We start from the raw sequence: 537 nt of genomic DNA on the forward strand, positions 1-537 counted from the left end.
TCGTCGTCGTCGGTGCCGGCCCGGCCGGGCTCAGCGCCGCCCTCAACCTCGTCCGTGCGAAGCGCACCGTGCTCCTCGTGGACGCCAACCGCCCCCGGAACGCCGCCACGCTGCGGTCGCACGGGTTCCTGACGCGCGACGGTGTCTCACCCCTCGAGCTCCGGAAGCTCGGGCGCGCAGAGGTCGAGGCCTACGCCGAGGCCACGGTCGTGCAGACGGTCGTGGACCGGATCGCGCCGGAGGGCGACCGGTGGCTCGTGCACGGTGCCTGGCGCGGCACCGAGGTCGAGGCGACGGCCCGTGCCGTCGTGCTCGCGACGGGCCTGCGCGAGGAGTTCCCGGCGCTCCCGATGCTCCGCGCGTTCTACGGCACCGCGGTGCACAGCTGCGTCGAGTGCGATGCCTACGAGAAGGCCGGCGAGCCGTTGGCGTTCCTCTGCGAGACGGACGACGTCGTCGATCGCGCCCTGCTGCTCGCGGCGTGGGCGGACGACCTCATCGTGTACACGAACGGCATCGCGCCGCTCGACGACGCCG

At 73.6% G+C, this 537-nt stretch carries 1 protein-coding gene; it reads left to right on the top strand.

What is annotated here, in order from left to right; all coding sequences use genetic code 11:
* On the top strand, positions 1-537 hold a 537-nt coding region (locus tag BIV03_RS17100; protein ID WP_139202055.1), incomplete at both ends, for an NAD(P)/FAD-dependent oxidoreductase.

It is taken from the genome of Curtobacterium sp. MCBA15_016 (genome assembly GCF_001865105.1).
Taxonomy (GTDB): domain Bacteria; phylum Actinomycetota; class Actinomycetes; order Actinomycetales; family Microbacteriaceae; genus Curtobacterium.